At 59.1% G+C, this 21,762-nt stretch carries 19 protein-coding genes; 16 read left to right on the forward strand and 3 right to left on the reverse strand.

Annotated features, from left to right (window positions below):
• Positions 1-173 precede the first annotated feature (173 nt).
• A complete protein-coding gene (locus AC06G5_RS05500; protein WP_480459063.1) occupies positions 174-1,805 on the forward strand; it encodes a Na+/H+ antiporter in 1,632 nt (543 codons plus the stop codon).
• 24 nt (positions 1,806-1,829) lie between these two features.
• Here the strand turns inward: AC06G5_RS05500 and dapC are convergent, their stop codons facing one another.
• The 3 genes from dapC to map form a co-directional block, all read right to left on the reverse strand.
• The gene (gene dapC / locus AC06G5_RS05505) at positions 1,830-3,029 is read right to left on the reverse strand and encodes a succinyldiaminopimelate transaminase (RefSeq protein WP_413426560.1); all 1,200 of its coding nucleotides are present in this window, start codon (positions 3,027-3,029) and stop codon (positions 1,830-1,832) included.
• 159 nt (positions 3,030-3,188) lie between these two features.
• Positions 3,189-5,891 carry a [protein-PII] uridylyltransferase gene (locus AC06G5_RS05510; protein WP_413426562.1) on the reverse strand — a complete coding sequence of 901 codons (2,703 nt, stop codon included), beginning with the start codon at positions 5,889-5,891 and terminating at the stop codon, positions 3,189-3,191.
• A gap of 41 nt (positions 5,892-5,932) precedes the next feature.
• On the reverse strand, positions 5,933-6,715 hold the full coding sequence (map, locus tag AC06G5_RS05515) for a type I methionyl aminopeptidase (RefSeq protein ID WP_008000050.1): 783 nt from the start codon (positions 6,713-6,715) through the stop codon (positions 5,933-5,935).
• A gap of 371 nt (positions 6,716-7,086) precedes the next feature.
• Here map and rpsB point away from each other — a divergent pair, with 371 nt between their 5' ends.
• The 15 genes from rpsB to rnhB all read left to right on the forward strand — a co-directional run bounded on the left by rpsB (position 7,087) and on the right by rnhB (position 21,717).
• On the forward strand, positions 7,087-7,824 hold the full coding sequence (rpsB, locus tag AC06G5_RS05520) for a 30S ribosomal protein S2 (RefSeq protein ID WP_008019554.1): 738 nt from the start codon (positions 7,087-7,089) through the stop codon (positions 7,822-7,824).
• Between the two features lie 189 nt (positions 7,825-8,013).
• Positions 8,014-8,877, forward strand: coding sequence for a translation elongation factor Ts (gene tsf, locus AC06G5_RS05525; RefSeq protein WP_413426564.1), 864 nt, complete (start codon positions 8,014-8,016; stop codon positions 8,875-8,877).
• Positions 8,878-9,087: 210 nt separating this feature from the next.
• A complete protein-coding gene (pyrH, locus tag AC06G5_RS05530) occupies positions 9,088-9,831 on the forward strand; it encodes a UMP kinase (protein WP_008000043.1) in 744 nt (247 codons plus the stop codon).
• Positions 9,828-10,385, forward strand: coding sequence for a ribosome recycling factor (gene frr / locus AC06G5_RS05535; protein ID WP_008019552.1), 558 nt, complete (start codon positions 9,828-9,830; stop codon positions 10,383-10,385). The genes pyrH and frr overlap by 4 nt, the downstream gene beginning before the upstream one ends.
• A 13-nt stretch (positions 10,386-10,398) precedes the next feature.
• The gene (uppS, locus tag AC06G5_RS05540; protein WP_413426567.1) at positions 10,399-11,154 is read left to right on the forward strand and encodes a polyprenyl diphosphate synthase; all 756 of its coding nucleotides are present in this window, start codon (positions 10,399-10,401) and stop codon (positions 11,152-11,154) included.
• Positions 11,154-11,960 carry a phosphatidate cytidylyltransferase gene (locus AC06G5_RS05545; RefSeq protein ID WP_413426569.1) on the forward strand — a complete coding sequence of 269 codons (807 nt, stop codon included), beginning with the start codon at positions 11,154-11,156 and terminating at the stop codon, positions 11,958-11,960. The genes uppS and AC06G5_RS05545 overlap by 1 nt, the downstream gene beginning before the upstream one ends.
• Complete coding sequence (gene ispC, locus AC06G5_RS05550) at positions 11,957-13,147, forward strand: 1-deoxy-D-xylulose-5-phosphate reductoisomerase (protein WP_413426571.1); 1,191 nt, start codon at positions 11,957-11,959, stop codon at positions 13,145-13,147. The genes AC06G5_RS05545 and ispC overlap by 4 nt, the downstream gene beginning before the upstream one ends.
• Positions 13,148-13,200: 53 nt before the next feature.
• The gene (gene rseP / locus AC06G5_RS05555) at positions 13,201-14,553 is read left to right on the forward strand and encodes a sigma E protease regulator RseP (RefSeq protein ID WP_413426573.1); all 1,353 of its coding nucleotides are present in this window, start codon (positions 13,201-13,203) and stop codon (positions 14,551-14,553) included.
• Between the two features lie 72 nt (positions 14,554-14,625).
• Entirely contained in the window at positions 14,626-17,016 is a 2,391-nt protein-coding gene (gene bamA, locus AC06G5_RS05560; RefSeq protein ID WP_413426575.1) for an outer membrane protein assembly factor BamA, read from the forward strand.
• A 45-nt stretch (positions 17,017-17,061) separates the two neighbouring features.
• Positions 17,062-17,565 (forward strand): OmpH/Skp family outer membrane protein, encoded by a 504-nt coding sequence (locus AC06G5_RS05565; protein WP_008000031.1) that lies wholly within the window; start codon positions 17,062-17,064, stop codon positions 17,563-17,565.
• A gap of 3 nt (positions 17,566-17,568) precedes the next feature.
• Complete coding sequence (gene lpxD / locus AC06G5_RS05570; RefSeq protein ID WP_413426577.1) at positions 17,569-18,624, forward strand: UDP-3-O-(3-hydroxymyristoyl)glucosamine N-acyltransferase; 1,056 nt, start codon at positions 17,569-17,571, stop codon at positions 18,622-18,624.
• A gap of 108 nt (positions 18,625-18,732) precedes the next feature.
• The gene (gene fabZ, locus AC06G5_RS05575) at positions 18,733-19,173 is read left to right on the forward strand and encodes a 3-hydroxyacyl-ACP dehydratase FabZ (protein ID WP_007978374.1); all 441 of its coding nucleotides are present in this window, start codon (positions 18,733-18,735) and stop codon (positions 19,171-19,173) included.
• Positions 19,170-19,946, forward strand: coding sequence for an acyl-ACP--UDP-N-acetylglucosamine O-acyltransferase (lpxA, locus tag AC06G5_RS05580; RefSeq protein WP_008019545.1), 777 nt, complete (start codon positions 19,170-19,172; stop codon positions 19,944-19,946). The genes fabZ and lpxA overlap by 4 nt, the downstream gene beginning before the upstream one ends.
• Before the next feature lie 2 nt (positions 19,947-19,948).
• Entirely contained in the window at positions 19,949-21,079 is a 1,131-nt protein-coding gene (gene lpxB / locus AC06G5_RS05585; protein ID WP_413703490.1) for a lipid-A-disaccharide synthase, read from the forward strand.
• Positions 21,080-21,090: 11 nt separating this feature from the next.
• Positions 21,091-21,717 carry a ribonuclease HII gene (gene rnhB / locus AC06G5_RS05590; protein WP_057400877.1) on the forward strand — a complete coding sequence of 209 codons (627 nt, stop codon included), beginning with the start codon at positions 21,091-21,093 and terminating at the stop codon, positions 21,715-21,717.
• The last annotated feature ends 45 nt before the right edge of the window (positions 21,718-21,762 follow it).

Raw genomic sequence — 21,762 nt, forward strand, 5'->3', positions numbered from 1 at the left:
TAAGTACCTGTCACCCCGCGTTGCTCTCGGGTTCATCGCGAGCAAGCTCGCTCCTACAGGGATTGTGGTGTTTCTGGATGTTCAGGCGTGCGACATTGGTGCAAGGGTCAGCAGACAGTCTAAGCGTCTAATATGGCACTTCAATGCTGTCGACTGTCCGGGAACCACGCTTTATGCAAACCGCTTACACCGTCCTGATCCTGTTGATGCTGGTCGGCGTTTCGCGCCTGATTGGACGGGTGATTCCGCTGCCATTGCCTTTGGTGCAAATTGCCGCGGGGGCCTTGCTTGCCTGGCCAACGCTCGGGCTGCATGTGGTGCTGGACCCCGAACTGTTCCTGTTCCTGTTCCTGCCGCCGCTGTTGTTCTCCGACGGCTGGCGCATGCCCAAGCGCGAATTCTGGCGTCTGCGCGGACCGATCCTGACCCTGGCGGTGGGGCTGGTGCTGTTTACCGTGGTCGGCGCCGGGTATTTCATTCACTGGCTGCTGCCCGGTGTGCCGTTGCCGGTGGCGTTTGCCCTGGCGGCCGTGCTGTCGCCGACAGATGCGGTGGCGGTGTCGGCCATCTCCCGCAACAGACTGCCCACACCCTTGATGCACATCTTGCAGGGTGAGGCGCTGATGAACGATGCCTCGGGCCTGGTGACGTTCAAGTTTGCGCTGGTGGCAGCGGTGACCGGTGTGTTCTCGCTGGCCAATGCCAGCCTGACATTCATGCTGGTCGCCGTCGGTGGTCTGGCCGTCGGGGTGGCCTTGAGCTGGCTGGTCGGCCGCCTGCGGGCGTGGATGATCGCGCGCGGCTGGGATGATCCGGCGACGCACGTGGTGTTCATGTTGCTGCTGCCGTTTGCGGCCTACGTGCTGGCCGAGCGCATGGAAGTGTCGGGCATCCTGTCGGCGGTGGCGGCGGGGATGATGCAGAGCTGGCTCGATCTGCTGCCGCGCCAGACCAACACCCGCTTGCTCAATCGCAGCGTCTGGTCATTGCTGGAGTTTGCCTTTAATGGCTTGATTTTTCTGCTGTTGGGCCTGCAGTTGCCGGATATCATCAAGGCTGTGGCCAGTCACGAACCTTCGTTGTGGCCGACACTGCTCTATCGCTGCTTCGACGTTCTGGCGATTTTTCTGGTGCTGCTGGTGTTGCGGTTTGTCTGGGTACAAAGCATCTGGCGTCTGTCCATTTTTGTGCGGCGCTGGCGCGGCAAGGATGAAATAACACGGGTGCCGAGCGCGCGTTCATGCTGGCTGCTGACTGTCGCAGGCGTGCGTGGCGCCGTGACCTTGGCCGGTGTGATGTCGGTACCGATGCTCATGGGGGGCAGCGCCTTTCCCGAACGCGACCTGCTGATATTCATTGCCGCCGGGGTGATTTTGTTGTCGTTGATTGCCGCGTGCATTGCCTTGCCGTTGCTGCTGCGTGGTATCGAGAAAAGCCCGGACGACAAACGCCGCAATGAAGTGCGCGACGCCTGGCGCAAGACCGCCGAAGCGGCCATTCATGCGCTCGAGGCAGAAGAGGCCAACCCACAGGACGCCGCCCAATCCGCGCTGGCCGCCGAACTCAAGGCGCGGATCATGTCGGAGTACAGGCATCAGCTGGAGGTGTTCAACGATTCCGCTGAAGCCCAGGCCCTGGCCTTTAAGATGGACTTGCTGGAGCGGCGTTTGCGCTTGAAGGCGCTGCGGGCGCAGCGCCTGGAGTTGTATAGCCTCAGTCGTCAGCACCAGATAGGTGATGACGTGTTGCGTGAAGTGCTGGGTGAGCTTGATTTGAGTGAGGCCAAGCTGGGCCAGGTGAAGTAAACCTGGCCGTCACCGGACGGGGGGTTATTTGCGGCGCTGGATGAAATCGCGAATCCGCTCGGCGGCTTCAACGCACTCCGCCAACGGCGCAACCAATGCCATCCGCACACGCCCGGCCCCCGGATTGACGCCATCGACATCACGCGAGAGGTAAGAGCCCGGCACCACGGTCACATGCTCCTGTTCGAACAGATCGCGGCAGAACGCTGCGTCGTCACCGGCCACATTCGGCCACAGGTAGAAGCTGCCATCCGGACGCTGCACGTCCAGCACCGGGCTGAGGATCTCCAGTACTGCATCGAACTTCTCTCGGTACAACGCACGGTTGGCGCGCACATGCACTTCGTCGTTCCACGCGGCAACACTGGCCAGTTGCGTCTGAACCGGCATCGCGCAGCCGTGGTAGGTGCGATAGAGCAGGAAGCCCTTGAGGATGTCGGCGTCACCGGCGACAAAACCCGAACGCAGGCCTGGCAGGTTCGAACGCTTGGACAGGCTGTGGAACACCACGCAGCGCTTGAAGTCCTTGCGGCCCAGCTCCGCGCAGGCGCTGAGCAGGCCTGGTGGCGGGGTTTGCTCGTCGAAGTAGAGTTCGCTATAGCACTCATCGGCGGCGATCACGAAGTCGTACTCGTCGGCCAGTGCGATCAGCTTTTTCAGGGTTTCCACCGGAATCAATGCACCGGTTGGGTTGCCTGGCGAGCACAGGAACAGGATCTGGCAGCGTTTCCAGATGTCCGGCGACACGGCATCGAAATCCGGGTTGAAACCGTTTTCGTCCAGGCACGGCAGATAGTGCGGCTTGGCGCCGGCGAGGAACGCCGCGCCTTCGTAGATCTGGTAGAACGGGTTCGGGCTGACCACCAGAGCGTCATCGCCACGGTTGACCACGGTCTGGGTAAAGGCGAACAGCGCTTCGCGGGTGCCGTTGACCGGCAGCACGTTGCGCGCCGGGTCGATCCAGCCTTTGGGGACATCGAAGCGCCGCTCGCACCATGCCGCGATGGCTTCACGCAGGGCCGGAATGCCGAGGGTGGTCGGGTACACCGCCATCTGATCCAGGTTGCTGGCCAGGGCTTCGGCGACGAAGCTTGGCGAACGGTGTTTCGGCTCGCCGATGGACAGGGCGATAGGGCGTTTGTCCGGATTGGGCGTGACACTGCCGAGCAGGGCGCGGAGTTTCTCGAACGGGTAGGGCTGCAGCTGGGTCAGAGCGTTGTTCATCGATAAATCTCGTTCGGTGTTGGAGCGGCGCTGGTCCCTGTAGGAGCGAGCTTGCTCGCGATGGTCGTCAACGATAACGCGTTCTTGCCAGGATAACGCGGTGTATTTGAGTTCATCGCGAGCAGGCTCGCCCCTACATAAGGGCGGGCCGTTGTTGATTCAGATGCTGATGCGCGACAGTTTGATATCCGGTTCCTGGTTGACGCTCAGTTGTTCGACGATCGCATCCTGCAGGCGGCTACACAGCAGCGGGTCGGACAACGGCAGATTGTTGGCGTCGGTGATGAAGAACACGTCTTCCACGCGCTCGCCGAGGGTGGCGATCTTGGCATTTTGCAGTGACAGATCGAACTCCAGGAAAATCGTCCCAATCCGCGCCAGCAGGCCCGGGCGGTCAGGCGCCGTGAGTTCCAGCACCGTCACCTGGCGCTGGGCGTCGTTGTGGATCGTCACTTGTGGCGCAAAGGCGAAATGCTTGAGCTGACGGGGCACCCGGCGCTGGATGATGGTCGGGTAGTCGTCCGGGTTGCGCAGGGCTTCGGTCAGGCCGTCGCGGATTTGCTTGATCCGTGCCGGGTTATCGCCAATCGAGTCGCCGTCGGTGTCGAGCACGATATAGGTGTCGAGGGTGAACTGGCTGCTGGAGGTGATGACCCGGGCGTCGTGAATGTTCAGGTTGAGCTGGTCCATCGCAGCCACGGTCACGGCAAAGAAGTCGTGCTGGTCGGGGGCGTAGATGAAGATCTGTGTTCCGCCTTCGAACTCGCGCTGGGTGGTTTCCTTGATCAGTACCAGTGGCCCGCCGTCGGCCGGTTGCTGGAGGATCGCGTCGCTGTGCCAGGCCACATCGCCGGCGGTGTGACGCAGGAAATAGTCGTCACCCAATTGCGCCCACAGTTGCTCGACATCGTCCGGGTCGGTGCCGCCGCGCACCAGGATATCCAGGGCCGCGCTTTGGGTCTGGCGGATCTGCTCTTCGCGATCCACCGGGTTCTCCAGGCCACGACGCAGCGCGCGCTTGGTCTCGGTGTAGAGCTGGCGCAGCAGGCTGGCGCGCCAGGAGTTCCACAGCGTCGGGTTGGTGGCGTTGATGTCGGCGACGGTCAGCACATACAGGTAGTCGAGGCGGGTTTCGTCGCCGACGATCTGTGCGAAATCGTGGATCACCTGCGGGTCGGACAGGTCCTTGCGCTGGGCAGTTGTCGACATCACAAGGTGGTTTTGCACCAGCCACACGATCAGGCGGCTGTCCCATGTGGGCAGTTGATGGCGCTGGCAAAAGGCCTCGGCATCCACGGCGCCGATGTCCGAGTGATCGCCATGCCGGCCCTTGCCGATGTCGTGGTACAGGCCGGCCATGTAAATCAGCTCTGGCTTGGGCAGCTTGCCCATGAGCTTGCTGGCCAGCGGGAATTTTTCCGACACCTTGGTGTACTGCAACTTACGCAGGTGCTTGATCAGGTTCAGGGTGTGGGCATCGACCGTATAGATGTGGAACAGGTCATGTTGCATTTGTCCGACGATAAAGCCGAATTCGGGCAGGTAACGCCCAAGGATGCCGTAACGGTTCATCCGCCGCAGATTGCGGTGGATGCCGATCTTGCACTTGAACAGCTCGATGAACAGGCTGGTGTTGCGAATATCGTTGCGGAAGTCGTCGTCGATCAGGTGGCGGTTTTCCCGCAGCAGACGAATGGTGTCGGCGCGCACGCCCTTGATTTCCGGCTGCTGGGCCATCAGCACGAATATTTCGAGCATGGCGAACGGCGTGCGGCGGAAGACGTTGTCGTTGCGTGCTTCGATGTAGCCGTCATGCAACTGGAAGCGCGAGTTGATCGGTTGTGGTGGCGCTTCGTCTTCCGGTGCGAGGATGACTTCCTCGAAGTGCTGGATGATCAGGTCGCTGAGCTGGGCGATGCTCATCACCACCCGGTAATACTGCTGCATGAAGTTTTCGACGGCTTGCTTGGCGTCGTCGCCCTTGAAGCCCAGCAGCCCGGCAATGGTGCGCTGGTGATCGAACAGCAGGCGGTCTTCGGCACGACCGGCGAGCATGTGCAGGGCATAACGAACCTTCCACAGGAACTCCTGGGAAGAGGCGAGCAGGGCGTTTTCACTCTCGACCAGGAATCCTTCACCAGCCAGTGCCCGCAGGTTCAGGGTGCCGTACTCGCGACGGGCCACCCAGAGAATCGTCTGGATATCCCGCAAGCCGCCGGGAGAGCCTTTGACGTTGGGTTCCAGGTTGTATTCGGTGTCGTTGTACTTGTGGTGGCGGGCCTTTTGTTCGGCACGCTTGGCCAGGAAGAAGTCCTTGCTCGGCCACATGTGCGCGGTGCTGGTGACGTCCAGCATGCGCTGGCGCAAATGCTCGGGGCCGGCGATGGTGCGGCTTTCCATCAGGTTGGTGACGACCGTCAGGTCGGCGCGGGCCTCGACGGCGCACTCGTCGACCGAGCGAACGCTCTGGCCGACCTCCAGGCCGATGTCCCACAACAGCGTCAGAAAACGCTCTATGGAATCGCGGAAAACTTCGTGGTCGGCGCTGTCCAGCAGGATCAGCAAGTCGATATCGGAATAAGGGTGCAATTCGCCGCGGCCGTAGCCACCGACCGCGACCAGTGCAATGCCGGCTTCGGAACTCAAGCTGAACTGGTTCCACGCCTTTTGCAGGATGTTATCGACAAACCAGGCGCGATCCTCAATCAGCCGGCGAATGTCCCGGCCGCTGCGAAAACGCTCGTCGAGCACCTCGCGGGCCTGGCGGATCGCCTTCTTGAAGGCCGCGATCGGGCTTGCCTTCAGGGCCAGTTCAGCTTGGAACTGGCCGCGATCGAAGAGTTCGGGATCCACCTGCGGCATCGATTGGCTTTCCTTTCTATAGGCGATGTACGGTAACGGGATCAGGCCGAAACGCGAGGGATGGTGTCATCGCTGCGCAGGGTGAAGATCTCGTAACCGGTTTCGGTCACCAGCAGGGTGTGTTCCCACTGTGCCGAGAGCTTGCGGTCCTTGGTGATCGCGGTCCAGCCGTCGCCCAGTACCTTGGTGTCGGCCTTGCCCTGGTTGATCATCGGCTCGATGGTGAAGGTCATGCCGGCCTTGAGTTCCATGCCGGTGCCAGCGCGGCCGTAGTGCAGGATCTGCGGCTCTTCGTGGAACACCTTGCCGATGCCGTGACCGCAGAATTCGCGAACCACCGAGAAACCGTTCTTTTCAGCGTGCTTCTGGATGATTTCGCCGATGTCGCCCAGGCGGCAGCCAGGCTTGACGATTTCAATCGCCTTGTACATGCATTCCTGGGTCACCTGGGACAGGCGCTCGGCCCAGACCGGCACGTTGCCGACATGGAACATGCGGCTGGTATCGCCGTGGTAGCCGTCCTTGATGACGGTGACGTCGATGTTCAGGGTGTCGCCATCCTTCAACGGCTTGTCGTTCGGGATGCCGTGGCAGACCACATGGTTGATCGACGTGCAGATCGACTTTGGATAGCCCTTGTAGTTGAGCGGGGCAGGGATGGCTTTCTGCTCATTGACGATATAGTCGTGACAGATCTGGTTCAGTTGATCGGTGGTAACGCCCGGCTTGACATATTCGGCAATCATTTCCAGCACATCGGCGGCCAGTTTGCCGGCGATACGCATCTTGGCGATATCCTCGGGGGTTTTGAGGGTGACGGTCATACAGGCTCTCTCTGCGCTCGATGGCGCTTTCCAAACGAAAAGGGCATTGCGCGATCGATCTTCGCAGCCCTGAAAAATGCGATTCTACCAGACGATCAGCGCAAATCTGCGCCTGTGTGCATCGCTTCTCTTTATAGAATGGTGCATTCTTGGCGGATTCCAAGGGGTGGAGCAAAGTGCCCGCCAGGATTTCAGAATCCGGGTTCCGTTTTGCCCTGCCTTGTGGTATAAAATGCGCCGCTTTCCGGGGATGTCCCGAAAAGCCTAAATCCACACACGTGTCGACACGATGACCTGGGTGCCTTCAGCTGATGCTGCTGGTTGGTCATTGGGATACGTGGAGGCCAAACCCGACTTATTAAGGAACTATCATGTCCCAAGTCAACATGCGCGATATGCTGAAGGCCGGTGTGCACTTCGGTCACCAGACCCGTTACTGGAACCCGAAAATGGGCAAGTACATTTTCGGCGCGCGTAACAAGATCCACATCATCAACCTTGAAAAAACCCTGCCAATGTTCAACGAAGCTCTGACTTTCGTAGAGCGTCTGGCCCAGGGCAAAAACAAGATTCTGTTCGTCGGCACCAAGCGTTCCGCTGGCAAGATCGTTGCTGAAGAAGCAGCACGTTGCGGTTCGCCGTACGTCGATCACCGCTGGTTGGGCGGCATGCTGACCAACTTCAAAACCATCCGTGCTTCCATCAAGCGTCTGCGTGACCTTGAAGTTCAAGCCGAAGACGGTACTTTCGCCAAGCTGACCAAGAAAGAAGCGCTGATGCGCACTCGTGACCTGGAAAAGCTGGATCGTTCCCTGGGTGGTATCAAGGACATGGGCGGTCTGCCAGACGCTCTGTTCGTTATCGACGTTGATCACGAGCGCATCGCGATCACCGAAGCCAACAAGCTGGGCATCCCGGTTATCGGCGTAGTCGATACCAACAGCAGCCCGGAAGGCGTTGACTACATCATCCCAGGCAACGATGACGCAATCCGCGCTATCCAGCTGTACATGGGTTCGATGGCTGACGCTGTAATCCGCGGTCGCAACAACGTTGCCGGCGGCACCGAAGTATTCGTTGACGAAGCTCCGGTAGCAGCAGCTGAGTAATTGACGCCTTGGCGTTGACTCAGTAAGCAAAAAGGGGGCTTGGCCCCCTTTTTGCCACCTCGAAAACCATTTGTCGGCGCCCACTGCTCTATCTGTAACGTGCGGCAGCTAACAAGGGTGGTTCGGGAAGAATTGATCGCCCGTTCGATCGGGTGGAATGGTTGAAAACCTATCCAAGAGGATTTTGAAATGGCAGAGATTACTGCAGCGTTGGTCAAAGAACTGCGCGAGCGTACCGGCGAAGGCATGATGGACTGCAAAAAGGCCTTGACCAAGGCTGGCGGCGACATCGAGAAAGCCATTGATGACATGCGTGCTTCGGGCGCCATCAAGGCTGCCAAGAAAGCCGGCAACGTTGCCGCTGAAGGCGCAATCGCCATCAAGGCCGACGACAAGTCCGCCGTACTGCTGGAAGTGAACTCGCAGACCGACTTCCTGGCCCTGCAAGACGACTTCAAAAACTTCGTAGCTGAAAGCGTTGAGCAAGCCTTCGCCGAGAAGCTGACTGACGCAGCTCCGCTGATCGCTTCTCGTGAATCGGCTCGTGAAGCCCTGGTGGCCAAAGTTGGCGAAAACGTCAACATCCGTCGCCTGGTTCGCGTTGAAGGTGACGTCGTTGGTACCTACCTGCACGGTAACAAGATCGGCGTTGCTGTTGTCCTGAAGGGCGGCGACGTCCAACTGGCCAAAGAAATCGCCATGCACGTAGCAGCCAGCAACCCTGAGTTCCTGCTGCCATCGCAGGTTTCTGCCGAAGCCATCGAGCGCGAGAAAGCTGTATTCCTGCAGCTGAACGAAGACAAGATGAAAGGCAAGCCTGCTGAAATCGTCGAGAAGATGATTGCCGGCCGTATCACCAAGTTCCTGGCTGAAGCCAGCCTGGTTGAGCAAGCTTTCGTGATGAACCCGGAACTCACCGTGGGTGCCCTGGCCAAGAAAGCCGGCGCTGAAATCGTTTCCTTCACCTACTTCAAAGTCGGCGAAGGCATCGAGAAGCCAGTGGACAACTTCGCAGAAGAAGTTGCTGCCCAGCTGGCTGCCGCCAAGCAATAAGACGGTTTTTAACTGTCGCCCAGAAGAGGCTGCCCGCTCACGCGCGCAGCCTCTTTTCAGATGGGGCACCAATTTTTAATTGGTTTCCTTTTGGAACTGGCTTACAAAGCCATGTTCCGATGGCGCTGAAGCAGCGCCAAGCTAGATTGAACAGCCAGCTGTAAACAGCTCGCAAAGAATTTTTAAAATACGCCGCAGGAGAGATTCGCAATGGCTCAGCAGGGCAGTGGTTATCAGGCTCGCTATAAACGCATTCTACTCAAGCTTAGCGGCGAGGCCCTGATGGGCTCGGAGGAGTTCGGGATCGACCCGAAAGTTCTGGATCGCATGGCATTGGAAGTTGGCCAGCTGGTCGGCATCGGTGTTCAGGTCGGTCTGGTTATCGGTGGTGGCAACCTGTTCCGCGGTGAAGCGCTGAGCAAGGCTGGCATGGACCGGGTCACGGGCGACCACATGGGCATGCTGGCCACTGTGATGAATGCCCTGGCCATGCGCGACGCCCTTGAGCGCGCCAACATCTCGGCCATCGTGATGTCCGCTATTTCCATGGTTGGCGTGACCGATCACTATGATCGCCGCAAGGCCATGCGCCACTTGAACTCCAAGGACGTGGTGATTTTCGCGGCCGGTACCGGCAACCCGTTCTTTACGACGGATTCGGCTGCCTGCCTGCGTGCAATCGAAATCGATGCCGATGTCGTGCTCAAGGCGACCAAGGTCGATGGCGTCTACACCGCTGACCCGTTCAAAGACCCGCATGCCGAGAAGTTCGATCATCTGACCTACGATGAAGTGCTGGATCGCAAGCTGGGTGTGATGGATCTGACGGCCATTTGCCTGTGCCGCGACCATAAAATGCCGCTACGCGTATTTAACATGAACAAGCCCGGCGCCCTGCTGAACATCGTGCATGGCGGCGCTGAAGGAACCCTGATCGAGGAAGGCGAACAATGATCAACGAAATCAAGAAAGACGCTAAAGAGCGCATGCAGAAGTCTGTGGAGTCCCTGTCGCACAACTTCGGCCGCATTCGTACCGGCCAGGCGCACCCGAGCATCCTGGAAGGCGTGATGGTGCCGTACTACGGCGCTGACACCCCGATCAAGCAAGTGGCCAACATCACCGTCAAGGACGCCCGTACCCTGCAAGTCGTTGCCTTCGAGCGCAACATGCTCGGCGCAGTCGACAAGGCTATCGGCAGTGCGGGTCTGAACTTGAACCCGACCAACCTCGGCGAGCTGCTGTTGATCAGCATGCCGGCCCTGACCGAAGAAACCCGCCGTGGTTTCACCAAGCAGGCCCGTGACGTGGCAGAAGACGCTCGTGTTGCCGTGCGCAACATCCGTCGCGATGCCAACAGCTCGTTGAAAGATCTGGTCAAGGAAAAAGAGATCAGTGAAGACGAAGAGCGTCGCGCCACTGGCGAGATCGACGATCTGACCAAGAAGTTCGTGGCTGAAATCGACGCGAAGCTGGCAGAGAAAGAAAAAGACCTGATGGCCGTATAAGGGTCGCGTTTTCATGGAAAAGACTAAGCAGACTGCACCGTCCGCGGTGCCGCGCCATGTCGCGATCATCATGGATGGTAACAATCGCTGGGCGAAAAAGCGCTTTATGCCGGGTGTCGCCGGGCATAAAGCGGGTGTGGATGCGGTACGTGCGGTCATTGAAGTCTGCGCCGAGGCCAAGGTCGAAGTGCTGACCCTGTTCGCCTTTTCCAGCGAGAACTGGCAGCGTCCGGCCGATGAGGTCAGCGCCTTGATGGATCTGTTCTTCAAGGCGCTACGTCGTGAGGCCAAGCGCCTCAACGACAACAACATCAGCCTGCGCATCATTGGTGACCGCTCGCGCTTTCATCCCGAGCTGCAGGCTGCCATGCGCGAAGCTGAAGCCATGACCGTTGGCGCCAATCGTTTTATCCTGCAGATCGCCGCCAATTACGGCGGTCAGTGGGATATCGCACAAGCTGCGCAACGACTGGCGCGAGAGGTTCAGGCCGGACACTTGCGTCCGGAAGACATCACGCCTGATCTGCTGCAGACCTGCCTGGTCACGGGTGACCTGCCGCTGCCGGACCTGTGTATCCGTACCGGTGGCGAGCACCGCATCAGCAACTTCCTGCTCTGGCAGCTGGCCTATGCCGAGTTGTATTTCTCCGACCTGTTCTGGCCGGACTTCAAACACGATGCCATGCGCAATGCGCTGGCTGATTTCGCTTCCCGCCAGCGCCGCTTCGGTAAAACGAGCGAGCAGGTCGAGGCTGGAGCCCGGGTTTAATGCTTAAACAACGAATCATCACCGCGCTGATCCTGCTGCCGATTGCCCTGTGCGGGTTTTTCCTGCTTGAAGGTTCCGGTTTTGCACTGTTCATCGGGCTGGTCGTAACCCTTGGTGCCTGGGAATGGGCTCGACTGGCGGGTTTCGCCGGTCAAGCGTTCCGCGTTGGCTATGCCGCCGTGGTCGCTTTGATGCTGTTCCTCATGTACATCCTGCCCGGCCTCGCGCCTTGGGTGTTGGGTGCTTCGGTATTGTGGTGGGCGGTGGCGACGTATCTGGTGCTGACCTATCCGCGTTCGAGCGAGCATTGGTCCAACGCGGCGACCAGGCTGGTGATCGGCCTGTTGATTCTCCTGCCTGCGTGGCAAGGTCTGGTGCAGATCAAGCAATACCCGCTGGGTAACTTGCTGATCCTGGCGGTGATGGTGTTGGTCTGGGGTGCCGATATTGGTGCCTACTTCTCCGGTCGTGCTTTCGGCAAGCGCAAGCTCGCACCGCAGGTCAGTCCGGGCAAAAGCTGGGAAGGCGTGTACGGTGGGCTGGCGCTGAGTCTGGTCATTACCACATTCGTTGGCCTGGTGCGCGACTGGACGGTGGCCGAACTGTTCAAAGGGCTGATCGGTGCCGCGCTGATCGTGTTCATTTCGGTGGTGGGCGATCTCACTGAAAGCATGTTCAAGCGCCAGTCCGGGATCAAGGACAGCAGCAGCCTGCTTCCGGGTCACGGTGGCGTGCTGGATCGTATCGACAGCCTGACGGCAGCGATTCCGGTGTTCGCCGTACTGTTGTGGATGGCGGCACCATGAGCCGCCCGCAACAGATTACCGTTCTGGGTGCGACCGGCTCGATTGGCTTGAGTACGCTCGACGTCATCGCTCGCCATCCTGATCGTTATCAGGTCTTTGCATTGAGTGGCTTCACTCGCTTGAGTGAGTTGCTGGCGCTCTGCGTGCGCCATGTCCCGCGGTTCGCTGTCGTGCCTGAGGTCGCTGCTGCCCGCACCTTGCAGGATGATTTGCGCGCGGCGGGTCTTTCGACCCGTGTTCTGGTGGGTGAGGAGGGTTTGTGTCAGGTCGCTTCCGATCCGGAAGTCGATACGGTCATGGCGGCCATCGTCGGTGCAGCGGGGTTGCGCCCGACACTGGCGGCAGTCGAGGCTGGCAAAAAGATCCTCCTGGCCAACAAGGAAGCGTTGGTCATGTCCGGCGCACTGTTCATGCAGGCGGTGCGCAAAAGTGGGTCGGTGTTGCTGCCGATCGATAGCGAGCACAACGCGATTTTCCAGTGCATGCCGCTCGATTATGCCCGTGGCCTTGAGGCGGTCGGTGTGCGTCGGATCTTGCTCACGGCTTCCGGAGGTCCGTTCCGGCAGACGCCAATGGCTGAACTGGCGCATGTTTCACCTGATCAGGCGTGCGCGCATCCGAACTGGTCCATGGGGCGAAAAATCTCCGTTGACTCGGCCAGCATGATGAACAAGGGGCTTGAGTTGATCGAAGCCTGCTGGCTGTTCGATGCCAGGCCGGCGCAGGTCGAGGTGGTGATTCACCCGCAAAGTGTGATCCATTCGTTGGTCGACTATGTCGATGGTTCTGTCCTCGCGCAGCTGGGTAATCCGGACATGCGCACGCCCATCGCCAATGCCCTGGCCTGGCCGGAGCGGATCGACTCGGGTGTGGCGCCTCTGGATCTGTTTGCCATTGCACGGCTGGACTTCGAGGCGCCCGATGAAGAGCGTTTCCCTTGCCTGCGCCTGGCCCGTCAGGCGGCCGAGGCGGGTAACAGCGCACCGGCGATGCTTAATGCGGCGAATGAAGTGGCAGTGGCGGCATTTCTCGACGAGCGGGTTCGATATCCGGAAATCGCGAGTATCATCGAGGAAGTACTGAATCTTGAGCCCGTAGTGGCAGTGGACGATCTCGATGCAGTGTTCACGGCAGACGCAAAGGCGCGATTGCTGGCCGGACAATGGTTGAGCCGGCACGGGCGGTAAATGCTGCGGATAGTTGACCCAGGCAGCAGCGGACAGGTTTGCGGAGAAAGTAGATGAGCGCGCTCTATATGATTGTCGGCACCCTGGTCGCACTGGGTGTGCTGGTTACCTTCCACGAGTTCGGCCATTTTTGGGTCGCACGTCGCTGTGGGGTCAAGGTACTGCGCTTCTCCGTTGGCTTCGGCATGCCGTTGCTGCGCTGGCACGACAGGCAAGGCACCGAATTTGTCGTTGCTGCCATCCCGTTGGGTGGCTACGTGAAAATGCTCGACGAGCGCGAAGGTGAAGTGCCGCTCGATAAGCTTGATCAAGCCTTCAATCGCAAATCCGTTCGTCAGCGCATTGCCATCGTAGCGGCGGGGCCGATTGCCAACTTCCTGCTGGCACTGTTTTTTTTCTGGGGATTGGCAATGCTCGGCAGCGAGCAGGTGCGTCCGGTCATCGGGGCTGTGGAGTCTGGCAGTATTGCGGCCAAGGCGGGTTTGAACCCGGGTGAGGAGATCGTGGCCATTGATGGCGAAGCGACTTCCGGCTGGGCGGAGGTGAATCTGCAACTGGTTCGTCGTCTGGGCGAAAGCGGCTCGTTGCAGGTAATGGTTCGCGAACAAGGCTCCACGACCGATTCTCCTCGAGAACTTGCGCTGGACAAATGGCTCAAAGGGGCTAACGAGCCTGACCCTATCCGTTCGTTGGGGATTCGCCCGTGGCGTCCGGCGTTGCCGCCTGTGCTGGCCGAAATCGATCCAAAGGGGCCAGCTCAGGCTGCCGGCCTGAAGACCGGCGACCGGTTACTGGCGCTCGATGGTCATACGCTGGATGACTGGCAGCAGGTCGTCGATACCGTGCGTATGCATCCTGATACCAAAATCATGCTGCGGGTCGAGCGTGACGGTGCTCAAATCGACGTCCCGGTGACGCTGGCCGCTCGCGGCGAGAGCAAGTCACCCAGCGGTTACCTGGGGGCAGGGGTGAAGGCTGTCGATTGGCCACCGGAAATGATCCGCGAGGTCAGTTATGGGCCATTGGCAGCGATTGGCGAGGGTGCCCGACGCACCTGGACCATGAGCGTGCTGACCCTCGATTCACTGAAGAAAATGTTGTTCGGTGAGCTCTCGGTAAAAAACTTGAGTGGACCGATAACCATTGCTAAAGTGGCGGGCGCTTCGGCCCAGTCGGGTGTTGCTGATTTCCTGAATTTCCTTGCTTATCTGAGTATTAGCCTGGGGGTTCTGAATTTGCTGCCCATTCCTGTGCTGGATGGGGGGCATTTGTTGTTTTATCTGATCGAGTGGGCGCGTGGTCGCCCCTTGTCGGATCGGGTGCAAGGTTGGGGGATACAGATCGGTATCAGTTTGGTGATCGGAGTGATGTTGCTTGCTCTGGTCAATGATCTGGGTCGTCTGTAACGTCGCTGAATTGCGAATCTGCCGCATTTTGCGGCAGTTTGTTTATTGCCAGTTGGAATAAGAAAGGACTTCATGAAACGTCTGCTGCTAACTGCGGTTCTCACCGTATTGATGATCGCCGAAGTTCACGCCGAGTCCTTCACTATCTCTGATATTCGCGTCAATGGCCTCCAGCGGGTCTCCGCGGGTAGCGTCTTTGGTGCTTTGCCGTTGAACGTCGGTGAACAGGCGGATGATCGACGCCTGGTGGAATCCACTCGTGCGTTGTTCAAAACCGGTTTCTTTCAAGATATCCAGCTGGGCCGCGATGGCAACGTCCTGGTCATCACTGTAGTCGAACGTCCGTCTGTCGCCAGTATCGAGATCGAAGGCAACAAGGCGATCTCTACCGAAGACCTGATGAAAGGCCTCAAGCAATCCGGTCTGGCCGAAGGCGAGATCTTCCAGCGTGCCACCCTTGAAGGTGTACGTAACGAACTGCAGCGCCAGTACGTCGCCCAGGGTCGCTACTCGGCCACCGTCGATACCGAAGTGGTGCCGCAGCCGCGTAACCGGGTTGGCCTGAAGGTCAATATCAACGAAGGTACCGTTGCAGCCATCCAGCACATCAACGTGGTGGGCAACACGGTTTTCCCCGATGAAGACCTGATCGACCTGTTCGAACTCAAGACCACCAACTGGTTGTCGTTCTTCAAGAACGACGACAAGTACGCCCGTGAAAAACTCTCCGGTGACCTGGAGCGCCTGCGTTCCTACTACCTGGACCGTGGCTATATCAACATGGATATCGCTTCGACCCAGGTTTCCATTACGCCGGACAAGAAACACGTCTACATCACCGTCAACGTCAACGAGGGCGAGAAATACACCGTTCGTGACGTCAAGCTCAGCGGCGACCTGAAAGTCCCTGAAGACCAGGTCAAGTCCCTGCTGCTGGTGCAAAAAGGCCAGGTGTTCTCGCGCAAGCTGATGACCACCACCTCCGAACTGATCACCCGTCGTCTGGGTAACGAAGGTTATACCTTCGCCAACGTCAACGGCGTGCCTCAACCGCACGATGAAGATCACACCGTAGACATCCTGTTCGCGGTCGATCCGGGCAAGCGTGCTTACGTGAACCGCATCAACTTCCGTGGCAACACCAAGTCCGAGGACGAAGTGCTGCGCCGTGAGATGCGTCAGATGGAAGGCGGCTGGGCTTCGACCTACCTGATCGACCAATCCAAGACCCGTCTGGAGCGTCTGGGCTTCTTCAAGGAAGTCAACGTCGAGACACCGGCGGTGCCGGGTGTCGATGACCAGGTCGATGTCAACTACAGCGTTGAAGAACAAGCCTCCGGTTCGATCACCGCCAGCGTCGGTTTCGCCCAGAGCGCCGGCCTGATCCTCGGTGGTTCGATCACCCAGAACAACTTCCTGGGTACCGGTAACAAGGTCAGCATCGGCTTGACCAAAAGCCAATACCAGACGCGTTACAACTTCGGTTTTGTCGACCCCTACTGGACCGCCGATGGCGTGAGCCTGGGTTACAACGCCTTCTACCGCACCACCGACTACAACGACCTCGACGTCGATGTGGCGAGCTATGCCGTTGACAGCATGGGTGCTGGCGTGAGCGTCGGTTACCCGATCAGCGAGACTTCACGCCTGACCTTCGGCCTGACTGCGCAACAGGACAAGATCAAGACCGGTCAATACACCGTCGACGAGATTTTCGACTTCGTTAACCGTGAAGGCGATCAGTACCTGAACTTCAAGGCTTCGGCCGGCTGGTCCGAATCCACCCTGAACAAAGGCGTATTGGCGACCCGTGGCCATTCTCAAAGCTTGACGGCGGAAGCCACCGTACCGGGTAGCGACCTGTCGTTCTTCAAACTCGATTACCGTGGCCAGTTGTTCCAGCCACTGTCTGAAAACTACACCATGCGCCTGCACACTGAATTGGGTTATGGCGACGGTTATGGTTCGACCGACGGCTTGCCATTCTATGAAAACTACTATGCTGGTGGTTTCAACTCGGTTCGTGGCTTCAAGGACAGTACATTGGGGCCGCGCAGTACTCCGAGCCGTGGCGCAGGCAGTACTGGCAACCCGGGCACTCTTGCTGACCCGGATCAGGATCCACTGCCGTTCGGTGGTAACGTCCTGATTCAAGGTGGTGCAGAGGTTCTGTTCCCGATGCCGTTCGTCAAGGATCAGCGATCCCTGCGTACCTCGGTTTTCTGGGATGTGGGTAACGTATTCGACTCCAAGTGCCAGCAGACGACCAACACCAACCCTGCGTCGAAGTCCAATACGCAGTGTAACGATGTCAGCCTCAGCAACCTGGCCAGTTCCGTGGGGGTAGGTGTGACGTGGGTAACTGCGCTGGGTCCTCTGAGCTTCGCGTTGGCCATGCCGGTCAAGAAACCGGATAACGCTGAGACTCAAGTGTTCCAATTTTCCCTCGGCCAGACGTTCTAAGCGTCTGACCCAAGATAACGACAATGAATTTTGTAGGAGTGCATCGTGCGTAAGTTGACTCAATTGGTTCTCCTGGCCAGCGTACTGGTCGCTGGTCCGGCATTTGCCGACATGAAAATTGCCGTTCTGAACTATCAGATGGCTCTGTTGGAGTCTGACGCGGCCAAGAAGTACGCCGTGGATGCCGAGAAGAAGTTCGGCCCTCAGCTGACCAAGCTCAAGACGCTGGAAAGCAGCGCCAAGGGTATTCAGGACCGCCTGATGGCCGGTGGCGACAAAATGCAGCAAGGCGAGCGCGAGCGTCTGGAGCTTGAATTCAAGCAAAAGGCCCGTGACTTCCAGTTCCAGTCCAAGGAACTGAACGAAGCCAAAGCCGTTGCCGACCGTGAAATGCTGAAGCAGCTCAAGCCGAAACTGGACAGCGCTGTGGAAGAAGTCATCAAGAAAGGTGCTTATGACCTGGTCTTCGAGCGTGGCGCAGTGATTGATGTCAAGCCTCAGTACGACATCACTCGCCAGGTTATCGAGCGCATGAATCAGCTGAAGTAATCCATGACCGTGACCATTAAGCTCGGCCAGCTGGCCGAGTTCCTCGGCGCCACGCTACGTGGCGACCCCGAGAAAGCAATTACTGGGCTAGCCACCTTGCAGGAGGCTGGCCCAGCTCAGTTGAGCTTTCTTGCAAACCCCCAATACCGTAAATACCTGGCAGGCAGTCAGGCGGCAGCCCTGTTGCTGAAAGCCGCTGACGCCGAAGGTCATTCCGGGGATGTGCTGGTGGTGCCGGATCCTTACGCGGCCTACGCACGTGTTTCCCACCTGTTCGATCCAAAGCCCAAGGCCGCCGCCGGCATACATCCAACGGCGGTGATCGCCGCGGATGCAGTGGTCGATCCTGCGGCGAGTATCGGTGCGTTTGTGGTGATCGAAAGTGGTGCGCAGGTTGCAGCCGGTACGACTGTCGGCGCGCATTGCTTCATCGGCGCTCGCAGCGTGGTGGGTGAGGGTGGCTGGCTCGCGCCGCGTGTGACCTTGTATCACGACGTTCGCGTCGGCAAGCGGGTTGTCATTCAGTCCGGTGCAGTGCTCGGCGGCGAAGGCTTCGGTTTTGCCAATGAAAAAGGCATCTGGCAGAAAATTGCCCAGATTGGTGGTGTGCTGATCGGCGATGATGTGGAAATTGGCGTGAACACCGCTATAGACCGCGGCGCGTTGGCCGATACCATCATTGGCAATGGCGTGAAACTCGATAACCAGATTCAGATTGCCCACAACGTTCAGGTCGGTGATCACACCGCCATGGCGGCGTGCGTCGGGATCTCCGGCAGCACCAAAATCGGCAAGCATTGCATGCTCGCCGGTGGTGTAGGCCTGGTGGGCCATATTGAAATTTGCGACAACGTTTTCCTCACCGGGATGACCATGGTGACCCACTCGATTACCGAGCCAGGCGCCTATTCTTCCGGTACGGCCATGCAGCCGGCAGCCGAGTGGCGCAAAAGCGCGGCACGCATTCGTCAGCTAGATGACATCGCGCGGCGTCTGCGTCAGCTGGAAAAGCAAGTAGGGGAAGTGACCCCTGACGGTAATGCTTCATCAGATGGCTGATACCATTTCCATATCAAGTGTGCACAGCCGCTAGACTGCCTCCTTGATTTGCTAGCGGAACGTGCGTCAGTCGCGCGCTCCCAATCTTTACATAGGCTTCCCCCCGAAATGATGGACATCAACGAGATTCGCGAATACCTGCCTCACCGTTACCCGTTCCTGCTGGTGGACCGGGTAGTGGAGCTGGATGTTGAAGGCAAGCGCATTCGCGCCTACAAGAATGTCAGCATCAACGAGCCGTTCTTCAATGGTCACTTCCCTGCGCATCCAATCATGCCGGGCGTATTGATCATCGAGGCCATGGCTCAGGCTGCCGGGATCCTTGGTTTCAAAATGCTCGACGTGAAACCGGCCGACGGCACTCTTTATTACTTCGTCGGCTCCGACAAGCTGCGCTTCCGCCAGCCGGTTCTGCCAGGCGATCAACTGATCCTTGAAGCCAAGTTCATCAGCTGCAAGCGTCAGATCTGGAAGTTCGAATGCCAGGCTTCGGTCGATGGCAAGCCTGTCTGCTCCGCTGAAATCATCTGTGCGGAACGCAAGCTATGAGTTTGATTGACCCTCGTGCAATCATCGATCCGACAGCCGTTCTGGCTGAGGGCGTCGAGGTCGGCCCGTGGTCGATCGTCGGCGCAGGTGTGGAAATCGGCGAGGGGACAGTCATCGGGCCACACGTAATCCTCAAGGGCCCGACCCGAATCGGTAAGCACAATCGCATCTACCAGTTTTCCTCGGTGGGTGAAGACACACCTGACCTGAAGTACAAGGGCGAGGAAACCCGCCTGGTGATTGGTGATCACAACGTCATCCGTGAAGGCGTGACGATTCACCGTGGCACCATCCAGGACCGTTCGGAAACGACCCTGGGCGACCACAACCTGATCATGGCGTATGCCCACATCGGCCACGACAGCGTAATCGGCAACCACTGCATCCTGGTGAACAACACCGCATTGGCGGGCCATGTGCACGTGGAAGACTGGGCGATCCTCTCCGGCTTCACCCTGGTTCATCAGTATTGCCACATTGGCGCCCACAGCTTCTCAGGCATGGGGACGGCGATCGGCAAGGATGTTCCTGCGTATGTCACGGTGTTCGGCAACCCGGCCGAAGCCCGCAGCATGAACTTCGAGGGCATGCGCCGTCGGGGTTTCAGCGAAGATGCAATCCACGCACTGCGTCGTGCCTACAAGGTGGTGTACCGCCAGGGCCTGACCGTGGAGCAGGCGCTCGCCGAGCTGGCAGAGCCGTCGGCCCAGTATCCGGAAGTGGCGGTGTTCCGTGACTCCATCCAGTCTTCGACTCGCGGCATTACCCGCTAATCATGGCCAATCTGTGTATTGCGCTGGTAGCGGGTGAGGCTTCCGGTGACATTCTGGGTGCAGGCCTCATGCGCGCGCTCAAGGCTCGTCACCCAGCCGTCGAATTCATCGGTGTTGGCGGTCCGCTGATGCAGGCCGAGGGCCTGACCACGTACTTCCCGATGGAGCGTCTGTCGGTGATGGGGCTGGTGGAAGTCCTGGGTCGCCTGCGCGAGTTGCTGGCGCGGCGCAAAAAGCTGGTCGCCGACCTGATCGCCGCGAAGCCGGACGTGTTCATCGGTATCGATGCACCCGACTTCAACCTCAATATCGAACTCAAGCTGCGCCAGGCCGGGATCAAGACCGTGCACTACGTCAGCCCGTCGGTCTGGGCCTGGCGGCAGAAACGCGTGCTGAAGATTCGCGAAGGCTGCGACCTGATGCTCACGCTGTTCCCGTTCGAAGCCAGATTCTACGAAGAGAAAGGCGTGCCGGTGCGGTTCGTCGGCCATACCCTGGCCGATGCCATTCCACTCGAAGCCGATCGCGCTGCTGCACGGGCCGAACTCGGTTTGCCCGACGGGCCGCTGGTGGCGTTGATGCCCGGCAGCCGGGGTGGTGAAGTTGGCCGGCTCGGTGCGTTGTTTCTCGATACCGCGCAGCGCCTGCGGGCGTTGCGCCCGGGGGTGCGGTTTGTCATGCCATGCGCCAGCCCACAGCGTCGGGCACAGCTCGAAGAGCTTTTGGCCGGTCGAGATTTGCCGCTGACCCTGCTCGATGGACAGTCTCATCTCGCCCTGGCAGCGTGCGATGCGGTGTTGATTGCTTCCGGCACAGCAACGCTTGAAGCATTGCTGTACAAGCGGCCGATGGTGGTCGCCTATCGCCTGGCGCCGCTGACGTTCTGGATTCTCAAGCGCATGGTGAAAAGCCCTTACATTTCGTTGCCGAATTTGTTGGCCCAGCGTCTGTTGGTGCCCGAGTTGTTGCAGGACGATGCCACGGTCGAAGCGCTGGCCAAGACGTTGTCACCATTGATCGAGGGTGGGGAAGAGCAGACCCGCGGTTTCGATGAGATTCACCGGACCCTGCGTCTGGATGCCTCCAACCAGGCTGCTGATGCAGTGCTGAACCTGATCGGCCAAGTGAAATGAGTAAAACGAACATGCAGATGGGGCTGGATTTCACCTTGGTGGCGGAAGTCGAAGAACTGGTTGCCGGAGTCGATGAAGTCGGTCGCGGCCCACTCTGTGGTGCAGTAGTGACGGCGGCGGTGATTCTTGATCCGAACCGCCCGATCCTCGGCCTGAACGACTCGAAGAAACTCACTGAGGCCCGCCGCGAAAAGCTCTACGACGAAATCTGCGAAAAAGCCCTGAGCTGGTGCATCGCTCGTGCCGAAGTCGAAGAAATCGACGAACTGAATATCCTGCACGCCACCATGTTGGCCATGCAGCGTGCGGTCGCGGGGCTGCACATTCAACCGAAACTGGCGATGATCGACGGCAACCGTTGCCCTAAGCTGCCGATGCGTTCCGAGGCGGTGGTCAAGGGCGACAGCAAGGTGCCGGCCATCGCGGCGGCTTCGATTCTGGCCAAAGTCAGCCGTGATCGGGAAATGGCCGCGTTCGAACTGATTTATCCGGGTTACGGCATCGGCGGGCATAAAGGCTACCCGACACCCGTTCATCTGGAAGCGCTCACCCGTCTTGGCCCGACCCCGATTCACCGGCGTTCGTTTGCCCCGGTGCGGCTGGCGTATGAGGCGCGGGAAGGTCTCATCGAGAGTTAGTCGCGAGGCTGATTTTTTTTAGCAGGGCCCGGTACAATCCGGGCC

This window comes from Pseudomonas sp. WT-JTC (assembly GCF_056711565.1).